This window comes from Neisseria lactamica (assembly GCF_901482445.1).
In the GTDB taxonomy this organism is placed as follows: domain Bacteria; phylum Pseudomonadota; class Gammaproteobacteria; order Burkholderiales; family Neisseriaceae; genus Neisseria; species Neisseria lactamica.
Genome location: NZ_LR590477.1, coordinates 2,079,759 through 2,095,919 on the forward strand (window position 1 = coordinate 2,079,759; position 16,161 = coordinate 2,095,919).

The 16,161-nt window shown below is 54.2% G+C and carries 15 protein-coding genes and 1 tRNA gene; 5 read left to right on the forward strand and 11 right to left on the reverse strand.

The features are described from left to right. Positions 1-21 precede the first annotated feature (21 nt). Positions 22-393 carry a DUF1304 domain-containing protein gene (locus FGL10_RS11300; protein ID WP_003710162.1) on the forward strand — a complete coding sequence of 124 codons (372 nt, stop codon included), beginning with the start codon at positions 22-24 and terminating at the stop codon, positions 391-393. Further along, positions 390-1,028, forward strand: a complete 639-nt coding sequence (locus FGL10_RS11305) for a 7-carboxy-7-deazaguanine synthase QueE (RefSeq protein WP_003710160.1) — start codon at positions 390-392, stop codon at positions 1,026-1,028. Before FGL10_RS11300 ends, FGL10_RS11305 begins: the two co-directional genes overlap by 4 nt. A gap of 332 nt (positions 1,029-1,360) precedes the next feature. Here the strand turns inward: FGL10_RS11305 and FGL10_RS11310 are convergent. From FGL10_RS11310 to FGL10_RS11335, 6 genes are all read right to left on the reverse strand, one after another. Continuing rightward, a tRNA-Pro gene (locus FGL10_RS11310) sits at positions 1,361-1,437 on the reverse strand. A 225-nt stretch (positions 1,438-1,662) separates the two neighbouring features. Next, positions 1,663-2,748: a beta-N-acetylhexosaminidase gene (gene nagZ / locus FGL10_RS11315; protein ID WP_036470070.1), complete on the reverse strand. Its 1,086-nt coding sequence runs from the start codon at positions 2,746-2,748 to the stop codon at positions 1,663-1,665. A 56-nt stretch (positions 2,749-2,804) separates the two neighbouring features. Beyond that, complete coding sequence (locus FGL10_RS11320) at positions 2,805-4,325, reverse strand: Na+/H+ antiporter NhaC family protein (protein ID WP_003710153.1); 1,521 nt, start codon at positions 4,323-4,325, stop codon at positions 2,805-2,807. Between the two features lie 197 nt (positions 4,326-4,522). Further along, positions 4,523-6,022 carry a DegQ family serine endoprotease gene (locus FGL10_RS11325; RefSeq protein ID WP_003710151.1) on the reverse strand — a complete coding sequence of 500 codons (1,500 nt, stop codon included), beginning with the start codon at positions 6,020-6,022 and terminating at the stop codon, positions 4,523-4,525. Between the two features lie 137 nt (positions 6,023-6,159). Continuing rightward, positions 6,160-6,789 (reverse strand): endonuclease III, encoded by a 630-nt coding sequence (gene nth / locus FGL10_RS11330; protein WP_003710149.1) that lies wholly within the window; start codon positions 6,787-6,789, stop codon positions 6,160-6,162. A 45-nt stretch (positions 6,790-6,834) separates the two neighbouring features. Continuing rightward, on the reverse strand, positions 6,835-7,248 hold the full coding sequence (locus tag FGL10_RS11335) for a YqaA family protein (protein WP_003710147.1): 414 nt from the start codon (positions 7,246-7,248) through the stop codon (positions 6,835-6,837). A gap of 403 nt (positions 7,249-7,651) precedes the next feature. Between FGL10_RS11335 and nhaC the strand changes: the two genes are divergently transcribed. Beyond that, complete coding sequence (gene nhaC / locus FGL10_RS11340) at positions 7,652-9,031, forward strand: Na+/H+ antiporter NhaC (RefSeq protein WP_003711185.1); 1,380 nt, start codon at positions 7,652-7,654, stop codon at positions 9,029-9,031. Positions 9,032-9,172: 141 nt separating this feature from the next. On the opposite strand, the gene FGL10_RS11345 is transcribed toward nhaC, so the two are convergent. Together FGL10_RS11345 and ybeY are read right to left on the reverse strand one after the other, a co-directional pair. Continuing rightward, positions 9,173-9,997 (reverse strand): CorC family transporter, encoded by an 825-nt coding sequence (locus FGL10_RS11345; protein ID WP_003711186.1) that lies wholly within the window; start codon positions 9,995-9,997, stop codon positions 9,173-9,175. A 1-nt stretch (position 9,998) separates the two neighbouring features. Continuing rightward, positions 9,999-10,514, reverse strand: a complete 516-nt coding sequence (gene ybeY / locus FGL10_RS11350; RefSeq protein ID WP_003711187.1) for an rRNA maturation RNase YbeY — start codon at positions 10,512-10,514, stop codon at positions 9,999-10,001. 120 nt (positions 10,515-10,634) lie between these two features. Between ybeY and hemC the strand changes: the two genes are divergently transcribed. Beyond that, positions 10,635-11,570 carry a hydroxymethylbilane synthase gene (gene hemC / locus FGL10_RS11355; protein WP_118791159.1) on the forward strand — a complete coding sequence of 312 codons (936 nt, stop codon included), beginning with the start codon at positions 10,635-10,637 and terminating at the stop codon, positions 11,568-11,570. Between the two features lie 89 nt (positions 11,571-11,659). Here the strand turns inward: hemC and FGL10_RS11360 are convergent, their stop codons facing one another. Then, a complete protein-coding gene (locus FGL10_RS11360; RefSeq protein WP_003711189.1) occupies positions 11,660-12,853 on the reverse strand; it encodes an amino acid aminotransferase in 1,194 nt (397 codons plus the stop codon). A gap of 218 nt (positions 12,854-13,071) precedes the next feature. Between FGL10_RS11360 and FGL10_RS11365 the strand changes: the two genes are divergently transcribed. Beyond that, the gene (locus tag FGL10_RS11365; protein ID WP_036470529.1) at positions 13,072-13,275 is read left to right on the forward strand and encodes a zinc-finger domain-containing protein; all 204 of its coding nucleotides are present in this window, start codon (positions 13,072-13,074) and stop codon (positions 13,273-13,275) included. 167 nt (positions 13,276-13,442) lie between these two features. On the opposite strand, the gene FGL10_RS11370 is transcribed toward FGL10_RS11365, so the two are convergent. Further along, positions 13,443-15,029 carry an L-lactate permease gene (locus FGL10_RS11370; RefSeq protein WP_003711191.1) on the reverse strand — a complete coding sequence of 529 codons (1,587 nt, stop codon included), beginning with the start codon at positions 15,027-15,029 and terminating at the stop codon, positions 13,443-13,445. Between the two features lie 269 nt (positions 15,030-15,298). Next, a complete protein-coding gene (gene lpxH / locus FGL10_RS11375) occupies positions 15,299-16,021 on the reverse strand; it encodes a UDP-2,3-diacylglucosamine diphosphatase (RefSeq protein ID WP_003711193.1) in 723 nt (240 codons plus the stop codon). Positions 16,022-16,161: the final 140 nt, after the last annotated feature.

Consider the following 16,161-nt stretch of genomic DNA (forward strand, 5'->3'; position numbering starts at 1 on the left):
CACCCGTTAAAAGGAACACCCATGAAACTTCTCTCCACCCTCTTAGTCCTCCTCGTCGCCGCCGAACATTTCTACATCGCCTGGCTGGAAATGACGCAGATTCCCGGCGAAAAGGCGGCGGAAATATTCAAGCTGCCTTATGAATTTATGGAACAAAAGCAAGTGCAGACCTTGTTCAGTAATCAAGGGCTGTATAACGGCTTTCTCGGCATCGGGCTGGTGTGGTCGCGGTTTGCCGCGCCGGACAACGCCGTTTACGGCGCGACGATTCTGTTTCTCGGTTTCGTATTGATTGCTGCCGCGTGGGGCGCGTTTTCGTCCGGCAACAAAGGCATACTCGTCAAACAAGGTTTGCCCGCATTTTTGGCGGCGGCAGCGGTGTTGGCGGCATGAAAAAAATCAATGTCGCCCCCGAAAATCCGCAATACCGTATCGTCGAAATTTTCGAGAGCCTGCAAGGCGAGGGCCGGAACACGGGTATGCCTGCCGTTTTCGTCCGCTTGGGCAAATGCAACCTCGCCTGCGGCTGGTGTGATACCGATTATTTGACATTCGGCATGATGAGCCTGTCCGACATCTTAGGCCGTCTGAAAGCCTATGCCGCCCGCAACATCATCATCACCGGCGGCGAGCCGACCATACAGCCGCATCTCGATACGCTGCTGGACGCGCTCAAAGCCGAAGGTTATTTCCTCTGTCTCGAAACCAACGGACTCAATCCCGCGCCGCCGCAAATCGACTACGTCGCCACCAGCCCCAAAGCCTGCTACGCCGCCAAGTATGAAACCAACTGCATCGCCGAAGCCGACGAAGTGCGGATTGTTGCCGACGGCGATGTCCTTGCGTTTTGCGAAAATATGGAACGCAAAATCCGCGCGCGCCATTACTACCTTTCGCCCTGCGAACAAAACGGCGCAATGAACATCTACGACACCATCCGCCAAATCGGTATTTTAAACAGCCGCCCCGACGCGCCGGTGCATTGGCAGTTAAGCGTGCAGACGCACAAATGGGCGGGAATAGAGTAGTTTATGCAGTGTAACTCAAAGGGACGGCGTACCGTTTTGCCGATGTTTGACATACGAGAAGTGTACCGCTTCCGCGTGAAATTGCCGACATTTCCGCTGCCTAATTGGTTTGTAACCTTACTGAATAAGATGCCGCCGTTGGGTACAAGCTCGGCTTCCTAAATTTCGATAGTCTTTTTAACCTTGCCGATACCCTTTGTCGGCGCACGCAAATGGCAGGGTTGGGGAAAACGAAATGCCGTCTGAAACAGAATGCTGTTTCAGACGGCATTTTTCTGTTGCCGCCAAAAGGAAAAACCGCCCCGGCAATCGATGCTGAGGCGGTTTGAATATGGTCGGAATGAGAGGATTCGAACCTCCGACCCCTTCGTCCCGAACGAAGTGCGCTACCGGGCTGCGCTACATTCCGAATTGATTGGAACGGGATTATAACGCAAAAAGTGCGGCGTGCCTATACCGTTTTGCCTGTTTGCCGCGTATCGGGCGGATTTAAAGGACTGTGTTTGGATACAGTGCTGATAAGCATACTTATCTTCAAGTAATCCAATAGGATAACTTTCTACCTGACCGAAAAAAATCATTGCCTTTCCCTGACAAACGGTTGGAATCGGCAGATTGTTGAAACGCAGCCGGTTTAAAAGGACTCTCCGACTTTTACGCCGCCCGCCGTGTCCTGCGGCGAGGCAAGGCCGGCAACGAAGGCCTGTGCCTCCTGGAAATCCGCCGTCTGCATCACGGCTTGCGCGGCGGCACTGCCGAGCGTGTTGGCCATATATTGCCAACGTTGCGCCAAAGCGGGATTGTCGGGAATGCGGAAATCTTCGCGCAGTTCGTCCACAAGGTCGGGACGGTTGCAAACCAATACGATGTCGCAACCCGCTTCAAACGACAGCCGGGCGCGTTCTTTGATGCCGCCGGCCCCGCACGCGCCCTCCATAGTCAAATCGTCCGAGAAAATCACGCCTTTAAACCCGATGTCGCGGCGCAAAATTTGTTTGAGCCAGATTTCGGAAAACCCGGCGGGCTTTGTGTCCACTTGCGGATAAACGACGTGGGCGGGCATAACCGCCGCCATACCTTCGCGGCTCATAATGCGGAAAGGGATGAGGTCGGCGGCTTCGAGTTCGTCGAGGCTGCGCCCGTCTTCGGGCAGCACCAAATGGCTGTCCCCTTCGACAAAGCCGTGTCCGGGAAAATGTTTGCCGCAGGATTTCATACCGCCTTTTGCCAAACCTTTTTGAAGGGCGAGGGCAAGGCGGGCGACTGCTTCGGGGTTGCGGTGGAAACTGCGGTTGCCGATGACGGGGCAGTTTCCCCAGTCCAAATCTAAGACGGGGGTGAAGGACAAATCGATGTTGCAGGCGGAAAGCTCGGTTGCCAAAACCCGGCCGACTTGTCCGGCGGCGGTTTCGGCAGCAGACGCGCCGTCTTTGTCCCAAATTTGCCCTAAAACGTTCATTGCGGGCAGGCGGGTAAAGCCTTCGATAAACCGTTGCACCCTGCCGCCTTCGTGATCGACGGCGATAATGAGTTCGGGGGTGCGGAGGGATTTGATTTCGGCGGTAAGTTCTTTGAGCTGTTCGATGTTTTGGAAGTTGCGGCGGAAGAGGATGATGCCGCCGATTGCGGGGTCGAGCAGGCGTTGTTTTTCTTCTCCGGTCAGGCGGAAGGCGGCAATGTCGGCCATTAAGGGGCCGCGCGGAATATGGGGGACGGTCATTGCGGTTTGCTCCAAAAAGCTTCAGACGGCATAGGCCGTCTGAACAGGGAAAGGGGTCAGGCGTTGGCGCGTTTTTTATCTTTCAACAGAAAAATCAGCACCGCCAATACAATGCCTGTCGTGCCGAAGCCCAACAGCGCGGATTTTGTCAGACCCAATGCGAGGTAGCCCGATGCGGCGGCGGCGGCAACGGTTAAGGCGTAAGGCAGTTGCGAGGTAACGTGGTCGATGTGGTTGCAGCGCGCGCCGGTGGAAGACAGGATGGTCGTGTCGGAAATGGGCGAGCAGTGGTCGCCGCATACCGCCCCCGCCATTACTGCGGACATACACGGGATAATCAGCGCGGGTTCGACTTTGACTGCCATGGCGGCGGCAATCGGCAGCATAATGCCGAACGTTCCCCAGCTTGTGCCGGTGGCAAACGCCATCACGCTGGCGAGCAGGAAGAGGATGACGGGCAGAAAGCCGGGGCGGATGCTGTCGGCAACCAGCGTGGAGAGGTAGTCGCCGGTGTGCATTTCGCCGACAACCGTACTGATGAGCCAGGCGAGGATTAAAATGGCGATTGCGCCGAACATAGATTTCGCACCCTGCCAAACGGCTTTGGGATAGTCGGCGGTTTTAATCGTGCCGAGCGTGCAGAGGACGACGGCAAGCACGCCGCAAGTGCCGCCGAATACCAGCGAAGTGTTTACGTCCGTATTTTCAAACGCACCCAAAATGCTGAAGGTTTCGCTTGCCTGCGCGCCGGTGTAGATCATGGCGGCGACGGTGGAGGCGATTAAGGTCAAAACGGGAATAATCAACGCGTAAACCCTGCCCGCGATGCCGTCTGAAACGGCTGTTTCATTATGGGTTTCGTTCAAGGCGGCTTGTTCGAAACGTGCCATCGAGCCGATGTCGAAGGAGAACCATGCGACGACGAATACCATAATCAGGGCAAACAGCGCGTAATAGTTCATCAGGCTCATGGCGACAAACGTCCCCATCGGCGTGTATCCGGTGATTTTGTAGGTAACGAGCAATCCGGCAAGCGTGGCGATAATCGACGCGCCCCAGCTTGAAACGGGCATCAGCACGCACATCGGCGCGGCAGTGGAGTCGAGGATGTAGGCGAGTTTGGCGCGGGAAACTTTAAACTTGTCGGTAACGGGGCGGGCAATCGCACCGACGGCGAGGCTGTGGAAATAGTCGTCGATAAAGGTTACGAACACGAGGCAGGCGGTCAGCATTTTCGCGCCGCGCCGGTTTTTAATGTGCCGTTTTGCCCAGTCGGCAAACGCCTGATTGCTGCCGGAAAGGGTCAGCAGCGAAGTAAAGATGCCCAAAAGTATCAGGAAAATCAGTATTTTGAGCTTGCCGAGTGACCATTCCCCGTCTGCCCGTACCAACCCTTCCGCCATATCTTTCAAATGAATCAGGCCGTTTGCGGGGTTGCCGCCCGTCAGGAAGGCGGTGCCGACCAAAATGCCTATGCTTAACGACAGCAATACACGCCGGGTAACGACGGCGAGGGCCAGTGCCAAAAAAGGCGGGATAACCGAGAGAAATGAGTGTGAATAATCAATGAGCTGCATAATGTGCGAGGTATAAGTGTCCGGATGGCGGTTTTTGTCCGCAACGGTTCGGGTTGGTCGGCAAAACGGGCGGAAGTATTTTTTTGTATTTTCAAATACTGATTTGAAATCAAAGGATTGATTTCTTTAAAATGCCCGTCGGCGGGTGCAGGCGGGCATTTTACCATTTAAAGGACATTTCGGGCGGATTATGCGGTTTACGGCAGGGTCAGTGCAATGAACAAAGTGCCGCCCCGGCGCATAACCAAAAGGGGGATGTTTTTACCCGCCCTGTCCAGCGCATTGCGGAAACCGTCTTCGTCATTGACGGGGTTTTGCCCGACGGCGAGGATTTCGTCGCCGCGCCGCAGGCCCGCGCGTTGTGCCGCCCCCGAAACCTGCACGACGACCAGCCGTCCGCCGTTGCCGTCTGTATCGGTTTGGAGGGTAATGCCGGCAGATTCGACCGAGAACGTGCCGGATTGGTGTTCGGCATAAGGGGCTTTGTCCGGCTCGGACGAGGAACCGGTTTGTTCGGAAGCATTGCCCAGTTTGACGGTAACGGTAATTTCCTTGCCTTTGCGCCATACGCCGAGGCTGACTTCTTTTCCCGGTGTAATGGCGCCGACCATAACGGGAAGATCGCCGGAAGAACGTATTTCTCCGCCGTCGAGGCTGAGGACGATGTCGCCTGCCTGCAGGCCGGAGCGTTCTGCGGGGCTGCCGGGCAGGACTTTGGCAATCAGTGCGCCGCCGGCTTTATCCAGACCGAAGGACTGTGCCAAACCGTAGGATACTTCCTGAATAATCACGCCCAGTTGCCCGCGTCGGACTTTGCCGGTGTTTTTCAGTTGTTCGGCGACATTCATGGCAACGTCAATCGGGATGGCGAAGGAAATGCCCATAAATCCGCCGCTGCGGCTGTATATTTGCGAATTGATGCCGACGACCTGTCCTTTTAAGTTGAACAGCGGGCCGCCGGAGTTGCCCGGATTGATGGCGACATCGGTTTGGATGAAGGGTGTATAGCTTTCATTGGGCAGGCTTCTGCCTTTGGCGGAGACGATGCCGGCGGTAACGCTGTTGTCGAAGCCGAAGGGCGCACCGATGGCGGCGACCCATTCGCCCGGTTTCAAATCTTTGGGATTGCCGATTTTGACGACGGGAAGGTCTTTTGTTGCGTCTATTTTTAACAGCGCCACGTCGGATTGGACATCCGAGCCGACGAGTTTGGCGGTATATTCGCGTTTGTCGTTGAGCAGGACTTTGATGCTGCCCATACCGGCAACGACGTGGGTATTGGTCAGGATGTAGCCGTCTTTGCTGATGATGAAGCCGGAGCCGAAGTTTAATCCGCCGTCGTCTGCTTCTTCTTGGGGGATTTCGGGCATATTCGGGACGAGGCGTTTGAAAAATTCGTAGAAGGGATCGTTGTCGGCAATCGGGTCGGAATCGTTTTCGGTATTGCGCCCGCCGTTTTCGGTACTTGGGGCGGGGGCCGCCTGAATGTTGACGACTGCCGGACCTTCGCTTTGAACCAGTTGGGCAAAGTCGGGCAGCAGCATGCTGACGCTGCCGTCGTCTTTGGTGTGTTCGATGCGTTCTACGAAGGATGCTTCTTTTTTGTCCGCACCGAAAAAGCTGCCTGCCTTGTCGCAGCCTGCCAGCGCGGCGGCGCACAGGGTTGCCAAAGCGAAGTATTTGTATTTTTTGAACACGTTTTGTCCTTTGTTTGGTGCCGATACCGGCTTTAATGCCGTCTGAAACGCATTTTGTCGGCTTCAGACGGCATAGGTTGAAATTTTACAATGTCCGTCCGAATTTTCAAGCGTTTCATTTTGAAGGGCGGCGGCGGTCAGGCTTTGGCGGGATATTCGCACAAATCGTTGATGATGCAGGTTTGGCATTGCGGTTTGAGCGCCTTGCAGGTGTAGCGTCCGTGCAAAATCAGCCAGTGGTGCGCGTCCATCAGAAATTCTTTGGGGATGAAGCGCATCAGTTTGTCTTCGACTTCGCGCACGTCTTTCCCCGGCGCGATTTTGGTTCGGTTGGACACTCGGAAAATATGCGTATCGACTGCCATAACGGGATGTCCGAACGCCGTGTTCAATACCACGTTTGCCGTTTTGCGCCCCACGCCCGGCAAGGATTCCAAAGCCTCGCGGTCTTCCGGCACTTCGCCCTTGTATTTTTCCAGCAGGATGCGGCAGGTCTGCATAATGTGTTTGGATTTGGTTTTATACAACCCGATGGTTTTCGTGTATTCCATCACGCCGTCCAGACCCAAATCCAGCATCGCTTGCGGCGTATCGGCAATCGGAAACAGCTTCGCCGTCGCCTTGTTTACGCCGACATCGGTCGCCTGCGCCGAAAGCAGAACGGCGATTAAAAGCTCGAAAGGGGAGTTGAAATTCAGCTCGGTGGTCGGATGGGGGTTGGCGGCGCGGAAGCGTTCGAAAATTTCTTGGCGGATTTGTCTGTTCATTTTTTTATACGGTAGGTTTGTGTGTCCGGCATTATAACGCACGGTTCAGGCGGCGTAATATTGCATTCCCCACAGGATAAAGGCGTAACGCGCCATCTTGCCGGCTATCAGCATCAGCCCGCTTGTCCACGGGTTCAGACGCAGCCAGCCGGCGGCAAGCGGTAGTGCGTCGCCGACGATGGGCAGCCATGCAAACGCAAGCAGCCATACGCCGTAACGCTCCATTATCCTGATTGTTTTTTCAGACGGCATTTTTCGGGAGGGCAGCAAACGCCCCATCCAATAGGAAACCATACTGCCCAATCCGTTGGCAAGGCCGGCGCACAGCAACGCGCCGTATGCGTGTTCGGGAAAACGGCGGACGAACAGGACAAAGGCGGCTTCGGACGTGCCGGGCAGGAGGGTGGCGGAAGTGAAGGCGGAAAAAGCGAGCGCGGCGTAGGCGTAGGCGGGCATCATTGCAAACAGTCTCAAACAGGCAAAAATCGGCAACGGATTGTACGGTATTAGTGGATTAACAAAAACCAGTACGGCGTTACCTCGCCTTAGCTCAAAGAGAACGATTCTCTAAGGTGCTGAAGCACCAAGTGAATCGGTTCCGTACTATTTGTACTGTCTGCGGCTTTGTTGCCTTGTCCTGATTTTTGTTAATCCACTATACTTCAATCCATAAAAGTCTTATATGCCAACAAACAAAAAAATAAAAAATTATATTTCAAAAAAATTAATTTAAATTGAGAAAATTGCTGTTTTGTTTCTGTCCGACTTTTGTAAAACGCTAAAATGCCGTCTGAAAACGTCGGGCGGATTCGGTATGGTGTGTTAGAATCCGTTAACTTTATATCAAATCGGGCAAAGAATCATGTTTGCTTTCAAATCCTTACTCGATATGCCGCGCGGTGAGGCACTTGCCGTCGTCGTCGCTCTGATTGCCGCGATGGGCTATACCATCATTTCATTGGAGTGGCTGCCGCATATGTCCATTATTGCCGCCATCGTCGTGCTGATTTTGTACGGCTTGGCGCGCGGTTTGAAATACAACGATATGCAGCAGGGCATGATAGGCGCGTTGAATCAGGGTATGGGCGCGATTTACCTGTTTTTCTTCATCGGGCTGATGGTCAGCGCGCTGATGATGAGCGGCGCGATTCCGACGCTGATGTATTACGGTTTCGGACTGATTTCCCCGACTTATTTTTATTTTTCCGCTTTCGCGCTGTGTTCCGTCATCGGCGTATCCATCGGCAGCAGCCTGACCACCTGCGCCACTGTCGGCGTTGCCTTTATGGGGATGGCGGCGGCGTTTCAGGCCGATATGGCGATGACGGCAGGCGCGATTGTTTCGGGTGCGTTTTTCGGCGACAAAATGTCCCCGCTTTCCGATACGACGGGCATTTCCGCGTCTATCGTCGGCATCGATTTGTTTGAGCACATTAAAAACATGATGTACACCACCATCCCCGCGTGGCTCATCAGCGCGGCACTGATGCTTTGGCTTTTGCCGAATGTCGCCGCGCAGGATTTGAACAGCGTCGAATCCTTCCGCAGCCAGCTTGAAGCCACGGGATTGGTGCACGGCTATTCGCTGATTCCGTTTGCACTGTTGGTCGTTTTGGCATTGATGCGCGTCAATGCCGTGGTCGCCATGCTCTTTACCGTCATGGTTGCCGTTGCCGTAACGTATCTGCACAGCACGCCCGATCTGCGTCAGCTCGGCGCTTGGTTTTACGGCGGTTACAAACTTGAAGGCGAAGCGTTTAAAGACATTGCCAAACTCATTTCGCGCGGCGGCTTGGAGAGTATGTTCTTCACGCAAACCATCGTTATCCTCGGGATGAGTTTGGGCGGGCTGTTGTTTGCACTGGGCGCGATTCCTTCCCTGCTGGATGCCGTCCGCAGCTTTTTGACGAATGCCGGGCGTGCCACATTCAGCGTTGCTATGACTTCGGTCGGGGTTAATTTCCTGATCGGTGAACAATATTTGAGTATTTTGTTGTCGGGTGAAACGTTCAAACCCGTTTACGACAAACTCGGCCTGCATTCGCGCAACCTGTCTCGGACGCTGGAAGATGCGGGGACGGTGATTAACCCTCTCGTACCGTGGAGCGTATGCGGCGTGTTCATCAGCCACGCGCTGGGCGTGCCGGTTTGGGAATATCTGCCGTATGCCTTTTTCTGCTATTTGAGTTTGGCTTTGACCCTGTTATTCGGTTGGACGGGGCTGACTTTGAGCAAAAAATAAGCGGATAAGCGAAATGCCGTCTGAAACTTGCAACGGTTTCAGACGGCATTTTTATGTTTGGCGGATGGGGCGGGTTGAAACAGAAAACGCCCGTACCGTCATTCTAAACTGTGCAGAAACGGCGGTGCAGGCAGACTATGCTTACTTCACGCGTGTTGCCATCAGCGTGTGCAGGCGGCGGTTGTCGGCGCGGGCGACGGTGAACTGCAAACCGCCGATAAGGACTTTTTCGCCGCGCACGGGCAGGTGTCCCAATTCCTGAATAACCAGGCCGCCGATGGTGTCGGCTTCTTCGCTGCTGTATTCTGTGCCGAAGAAAGTATTGATGTCTTCGATTTCGGTAGCCGCGTGGATGCGCCAGCGTTCGGAAGAAACGGCGTGGATGTTGTCCGCGCTGTCGTCTTCGTCAAACTCGTCTTCGATGTCGCCGACGATTTGCTCGATGATGTCTTCAAAGGTGACCAAGCCGGATGTTCCGCCGTATTCGTCGATGACAATAGCCATATGGTTGCGCTGCTCGCGGAACTCTTTTAAAAGGGCGGTCAGCGATTTGCCTTCGGGGACGAAGACGGCAGGGCGCAATATCGATTTGAGGTGGAACTGCTCGGGGTTGAACATATATTTGAGCAGGTCTTTGGCGTGCAAAATGCCCAAAACTTCGTCTTTGTCTTCGCCGATGACGGGGAAGCGCGAATGGGCGGTATCGATAACGTAGGCGGTGATGCGTTCGATGCTGTCGTTTTCTTTTAAAACGTTCATACGGCTGCGCGTAATCATCGCGTCGCGTACTTCCAAATCGGAAAAATCGAGGACTTTTTCCAATCTTAAAAGCGTATCCGCATCAAAAACTTCCTGCTCGTGCGCCTGCCGAAGCAGGTTTAATACGTCTTCGGCGGAATCGGGTTCGCGGGCGAGTCGGGCAATCAGGCGTTCAAAAAAATTCGTTTTCGGTTGTGCGCCGTCCATTTTAATGTCCGTCCTCTCGGTAGGGGTTGGGATAGCCTGCCGCCCGCATCAGGCGGATTTCTTCGGCTTCCATTATTTCGGCTTCATCGTCTTCGATGTGGTCGTAGCCCATCAGGTGCAAAACGCCGTGTATGGTTAAGTGGGCAAAATGCCGTTCGGGCGTTTTGCCTTGTTCGGCAGCTTCTTTCAAAACCACTTGCGGGCAGATAATCAAATCGCCGTACAGTTTTTCCGAAACTTGGCAGGGCAGGGTTTCGCCTTCGTTGAGCGCGAAACTCAAGACATTGGTGGCGTAGTCTTTGCCCCGGTAGTCGCAGTTGTAGGCGCGGGCTGCTTCTTCGTCCAGAAGAATCAGGCTGATGTCTGCGCGGCGGTATCCGCTTTTCAAGGCAGACCACGCCCAGCGGTAAAAATCGTGTTTGCTTGGAAGGTTGGCGGCGGAAGAAGCGTTTTCAAAGTTCAGATGGAAACGTTGCCGCTGCAACGTTAAGAAAGGGTATTTTTTGGCGCGTTTCATTGTGGCGGGTTTCGTGTTTTGTGGGCGTAAATATAACATAGACCTGATGATGCCGTCTGAAGAAACGTTCAAAATATGATAGACTCCACGCCGTTTCCCATCCTTGTGGCACATAAAGATATGAACCCGAAAAAACTCGTCATCGCCAGCCGCGAAAGCCTGCTTGCCATGTGGCAGGCAAAGCATATCCAAGGCCGTCTGAAAGCCCTGTATCCCGATTGCGAAGTCGAGATTTTGGGTATGACCACGCGCGGCGACCGGATTTTGGACAGAACTTTGTCAAAAGTCGGCGGTAAAGGCTTGTTTGTCAAAGAGTTGGAACAAGCCCTTCAAGACGGGCGCGCCGATTTGGCGGTGCATTCGATTAAGGATGTACCGATGGATTTGCCCGAAGGTTTCGCGCTTGCGGCAATCGGAGAACGCGCCAATCCGTTTGACGCGTTTGTGTCCAACCGATACGCGCGTTTGGAAGAAATGCCCGAAAGCGCGGTTGTCGGCACATCCAGCCTGCGCCGCGAAGCCCAGTTGCGCGCGCGCTATCCGCATTTGGCGATCAAACCCCTGCGCGGCAATGTGCAAACCCGTTTGTCCAAACTCGATAACGGCGAATACGATGCGATTATCTTGGCCGCCGCCGGTTTGCAGCGTCTGGAATTGGACGGACGCATCCGCATGATTTTGTCGGAATCCGACAGCCTGCCTGCCGCCGGACAAGGCGCGTTGGGTATCGAAATTGCCGCGCACCGCGAAGACTTGTATGAGGTTTTGAAACCCTTGAACCACGGCGTGACCAATGCCTGCGTTACCGCCGAACGCGCCCTCGCACGCGCTTTGGGCGGAAGCTGCCAAGTGCCGCTGGCCGCATATTGCACGGAAGAAAACGGCTTGCTGACCTTGCGCGGCTTGGTCGGACACCCCGACGGTTCGGTTATTTTGCGGGCGGACGCGCAAGCCCCTGCCGGATACGCCGACGCGCTCGGACGTGCGGTTGCCAAAAAACTGGCGGACGACGGTGCGCGGGAATTGATTGGGGCGGTATTGCAGGAACAGGTCTGAACCTGCTTTGCAATCTGACGGGATGAAACAATAAATGCCGTCTGAAAACCGGAAAGGTGTTCAGACGGCATTTCGTATGCGCTTTTGTTTTACAAGACTTTCACGATGCTTTCGCACAGATAATCGATGTTGTCGTCGGTAATGCCGGCAACGTTGATGCGGCCGGAGCGGACGGCATAAATGGCAAACTCGTTTTTCAAACGGTCGACTTGTTCGGGAGTCAATCCGCTGAAAGAGAACATACCGTTTTGTTCGATAATGAAATCAAAGTCTTGGCTTGCACCTTTGGCTTTGAGCAACGCAACAAATTTTTGGCGCATGGCTTTGATGCGGCCGCGCATTTCATCGAGTTCGGCAATCCATTGGGCTTTCAAATCATCATTTTTCAACACCAGCGCAATGGTGTTCGCGCCGTGTGAAGCCGGGTTGGAATACAAGGTACGGATGATGGTTTTGACTTGGCTGTGGGCGCGGGCTGCTGTTTCTTCGTCTTCGGCCACCAAAGTGAACGCGCCCACGCGCTCGTTGTACATACCGAAGTTTTTGGAATAAGAGCTGGCAATCAGCAATTCGGTATTGTGTTTCAAGAACACGCGCAAGCCGTAGGCATCTTCTTCCAAACCGTTGCCGAAGCCTTGGTAGGCAAAGTCAAACAGCGGCAGCCAGCCTTTTTCGGCAGAAAGTTTTGCCAGAGTTTCCCATTGTTCGGGCGTAGGGTCGATGCCGGTAGGGTTGTGGCAGCAGCCGTGCAGCAGGACGATGTCGCCTTTTTGCGCCCGGTCCAAGTCTTCAATCATACCGTCCCAATCCAAACCGTGTTTGGCGGCATCATAGTAGCGGTAAGGTTTGTCTTGGATACCGACCGCTTTGGCGATGGCGTTGTGGTTGGGCCAGGTCGGATTGGAAATCCAGATGGTTTGCGCGTCCAACTGACGTTTGGCAAACTCGGCCGCAATACGCAATGCGCCCGTACCGCCAAGGCTTTGCGCAGTTTTGGCACGACGGCTGGCGATGATTTCGTGGTCTTTGCCGAACAGCAGGATTTGGGTTTGCTCGTTGTAGTCGGCAACGCCGTCGATGGTGAGGTAGTTTTTGGTGGTTTCGCTTTCCAACAGGCGTTTTTCAGCCTCTTTGACGGCTTTGACAATGGGTGTCGCGCCGGATGCGTCTTTGTACACGCCGATGCCGAGGTTGACTTTTTCGGGGCGGGTTTCGGCTTTGAACGCTTCGCCCAAACCGAGAATCGGATCGGCGGGGGCGGCTTCGATGTGCTTGAAGAACATAGCTTGCTCCTTGATGGGGACGGAAGGTCATTCGGGTTTGCCGATTTTACGCTGTTTTATATGTGCCGGAAACAGCCGTGCATATGGGCGAAGGTTTCCCGGTTTGACCGTATGTGTTCGGTAGGCGGGGGTAAATCTTGTTCGGCGGCTTCGGCAATATCCTTTAGCCTGCCGATGGCGTAAAATGGGCGCACGCCAACCACGCAAAGGAAAATCAAATGAACAATCTGAATCCGCAGGAAATTTCCGTGTTGCCGGAAAATCTGCCGCTGTATTGCTCGGGGCCCGACAACGAGCAGTGGAACGGGCATCCGAGAGTGTTTTTGCCTTTGGGCGAAGGAGAATCGGGCAGCGTTTCTTGTCCGTATTGCGGCACGCGCTACCGACTTGACGGCAAGATGCCGCATCATCATTACGCCTGAATGCAAACGGCGGAAAAATGCCGTCTGAAGCCTTTTCCGGTTTCAGACGGCATTTGTTTGGCGGGGCGGGCTGTTCCGGCACCGAGATTCTGCCCGACGCACCGCCCGGACGGGGAACGGCGGTTTCCGTTCTCCGCGTGCTGCCGCTATGGATGGCGGCGTTTCGCTTAGAGGAAGAAAATCATTGCCACGACGACGGCAATCACGCCGTAAATCGCCATCGGGATAACGGTTTTCTTGATAATCGCACCTTCGGAATTTTTCACGTCCAATACGGTACATACGGCGATGATGTTGTTGAGGCACACCATATTGCCCATCGCGCCGCCGACGGACTGCAACGCCAAAATCAGGGTAACGGACAGGCCGGTATCCAAGGCGATTTGCTGTTGGATCGGACCGAAGGTCAGGTTGGACACGGTGTTGGAACCGGAGAAGAACGCACCGATCGCGCCCAGATACGGCGAGAAATAAACCCAGTGTTCGCCCGCCATTGCGGCAAATTCCTTACCGATGATTTTCACCATCGAATTGTCGCCGCCGACCAGCATCAGCTGAACCATAATCAGCGCGCCCATCAGGGCAAGCAGCGGTTTTTTGGTTTGATTGAAGGTTACGGCATAAATCGTCCAAGCATCTTTGAATTTGGTCTTATACAGCAGGATGCAGATCCAAACGGTAAAGACAAACGGAATCCAAGCGGGAACGTACAGCGTTTGGTAAGACGCGCTGACATCTTGTCCGAAAATATTGCCGAAGGTAATCGTCAGGGAGTCGCTGACGGTAATTTTGGACAAATCAAACGGCAGTTGGAAGCTGAACCATTCTTCTTTGCTGGTCAAAATGCCTTTGATACCGAGCTGTTTGATGCGAGTAACCACCAGCATACCGATCAGCATACCCAAAGGGGCGAGTGCTTTGGCGACTTGGGCGAACGGCACTTTTTCGGCATTCGGGTCTTTGGCGTGGTCTTTGCTCAAGCCCCAGCCTTTATTAGCTGCAAATACGGAAAACATCAGACCGATTGCGCCGGCAACCAAAGAAGGAAATTCTTCGTTGACCATTGCCAACGCGACATAGGGAAGGGTACAGGAGAAAACGGCAATGGCGACGAAGCCCAAGTTTTTGCGGATTTCAGACCAAGGTACGATAAAACTCAAGCCGATGACGGGGATGACGAAACCCGCGAAGAAGTGCATCACGCCGGTCTGCCTGCCGATGGCGAGGATGTCTTCGGCACTCAGGTTCAGCGGTGCGAAACCGAACCAAGTCGGCGTACCGACTGCGCCGAAAGAGACGGGGACGGAGTTCATCACCAAAGTGAAAATTGCCACTTTCAATGGGTTGAAGCCCAAACTCATCAGAATCGGCGCGGCAATCGCGGCAGGCGTGCCGAAGCCGGATGCGCCCTCAATCATAAAGGCAAACGACCAGCCGATAATCATCAGTTGCGCTACGGGGTTCGGGCTGATGGTCGCCAGCCATTTGCGGATGACATCGATGCAGCCCGTGGTTTCCATCATACGGTTGAACATAATCGCGCCGAAAATCACGGTAATCGGCGTGAGCGTTTTGACGAGGCCGGAAGCGGCGGTGGCGTTGAGCAGCATTCCCGCATCGCCGAAGTAGAAAAGTTTGATGGCGTAAATCAGCACTGCGGTAATCGGCAGCGCGACGTAAGAAGGCATACTGTTTTTTTTCACCATCAGCCAAATCAGCAGGACGATGGGGAATATGCTGAGGAAAAGTGCCATAACGAATCCTTTTTAGGCATTTGCATCATAAGGCGCGTCGAGGTTTGGAAAGACGTTCAAATCCCGCACACCCGATATTTTGATTAAAAGATAAATTGGTAAGACCAATTATTATGCGTTTGCACACTTTACGTAATCTTATGTAATCGGTCAAGCATTTTATCGATAATGGCTATTAATGCGGGTTAAGGATGGTGATGATGCGGCGGAGGGAGTGTGGGAAAGGGGCGTGTAAAAAAAAGCCGCCCGAAAGGCTTCAGACGGCATTTTCAGCATTTTTCCAGCGGCACGAATACCGCGCCGTCCCCGTCCACGCGCAGAATCGAGGCATAACTGCCGTGCCAATCGCCCAAAACGATGCGGGTAAAGCCGTTTTCGTGATGGATATGCTCGCGGTGGGTGTGTCCGTGTATCAGCCTTTCTGCACCGAAGGCGCGAACCTGCCGCGCGGTAAAGACGGCATTGACATCCATAATATCGGCGGGCTTGACCTGTTTTTCCATTTTGCTGACACGCCTGATTTTGGCGGCAAGGCGCGTGCGCCACTTCAGGGGCAGCATCAGGAACAGTTTTTGCAGCCGCTTCCGATGCACGATTTTGCGGAAACGCAGGTATGCCTTGTCGTCGGTGCACAATGTATCGCCGTGGCAGATGAGGGTTTTGCAGCCGAACAAGTCCAAAACCGAGTAATCCGGCAGCAGCGTCATACCCGCCTGCCGGCAAAAATCCCGCCCAATCAGGAAATCGCGGTTGCCCCTGACAAAGAACACGGCAACGCCTTTGTCGGACAATTTCCTGATTTCCCGCGCAACCGAAGTATTCAACTCGGAAACTTCGTCATCGCCCACCCAAAAATCAAACAAATCGCCCAAAATATAAACCGCCCGCGCCTGCCCGGCGGCGGCAGAACGTAAAAAACGCAGCAGCAGCGCGGTCAGTTCGGGGTGCTTTTCGCTCAAATGCAGGTCGGAAATGAAATAGGCGGGTTTCACAGGTTGCTTTCCAATCGGGCGGATGTCGTGGCGGATTATAACGCGCCCGGCGGCGGGGCAATACGGCAAATGCCGCGCCAAGCATCGGGCATTGGCGGAACCGGGGTTCGGGCACGTTAAAAATGCCGTCTGAAGGCTTC

Bases quoted from the DNA above. Each gene is read 5' to 3' on its own strand.
- FGL10_RS11300 (WP_003710162.1), top strand. From the start codon at position 22: ATGAAACTTCTCTCCACCCTCTTAGTCCTCCTCGTCGCCGCCGAACAT.
- FGL10_RS11305 (WP_003710160.1), top strand. From the start codon at position 390: ATGAAAAAAATCAATGTCGCCCCCGAAAATCCGCAATACCGTATCGTC.
- nagZ (WP_036470070.1), bottom strand. From the start codon at position 2,748: ATGACCGTCCCCCATATTCCGCGCGGCCCCTTAATGGCCGACATTGCC.
- FGL10_RS11320 (WP_003710153.1), bottom strand. From the start codon at position 4,325: ATGCAGCTCATTGATTATTCACACTCATTTCTCTCGGTTATCCCGCCT.
- nth (WP_003710149.1), bottom strand. From the start codon at position 6,789: ATGAACAGACAAATCCGCCAAGAAATTTTCGAACGCTTCCGCGCCGCC.
- FGL10_RS11335 (WP_003710147.1), bottom strand. From the start codon at position 7,248: ATGATGCCCGCCTACGCCTACGCCGCGCTCGCTTTTTCCGCCTTCACT.
- nhaC (WP_003711185.1), top strand. From the start codon at position 7,652: ATGTTTGCTTTCAAATCCTTACTCGATATGCCGCGCGGTGAGGCACTT.
- FGL10_RS11345 (WP_003711186.1), bottom strand. From the start codon at position 9,997: ATGGACGGCGCACAACCGAAAACGAATTTTTTTGAACGCCTGATTGCC.
- ybeY (WP_003711187.1), bottom strand. From the start codon at position 10,514: ATGAAACGCGCCAAAAAATACCCTTTCTTAACGTTGCAGCGGCAACGT.
- hemC (WP_118791159.1), top strand. From the start codon at position 10,635: ATGAACCCGAAAAAACTCGTCATCGCCAGCCGCGAAAGCCTGCTTGCC.
- FGL10_RS11360 (WP_003711189.1), bottom strand. From the start codon at position 12,853: ATGTTCTTCAAGCACATCGAAGCCGCCCCCGCCGATCCGATTCTCGGT.
- FGL10_RS11365 (WP_036470529.1), top strand. From the start codon at position 13,072: ATGAACAATCTGAATCCGCAGGAAATTTCCGTGTTGCCGGAAAATCTG.
- FGL10_RS11370 (WP_003711191.1), bottom strand. From the start codon at position 15,029: ATGGCACTTTTCCTCAGCATATTCCCCATCGTCCTGCTGATTTGGCTG.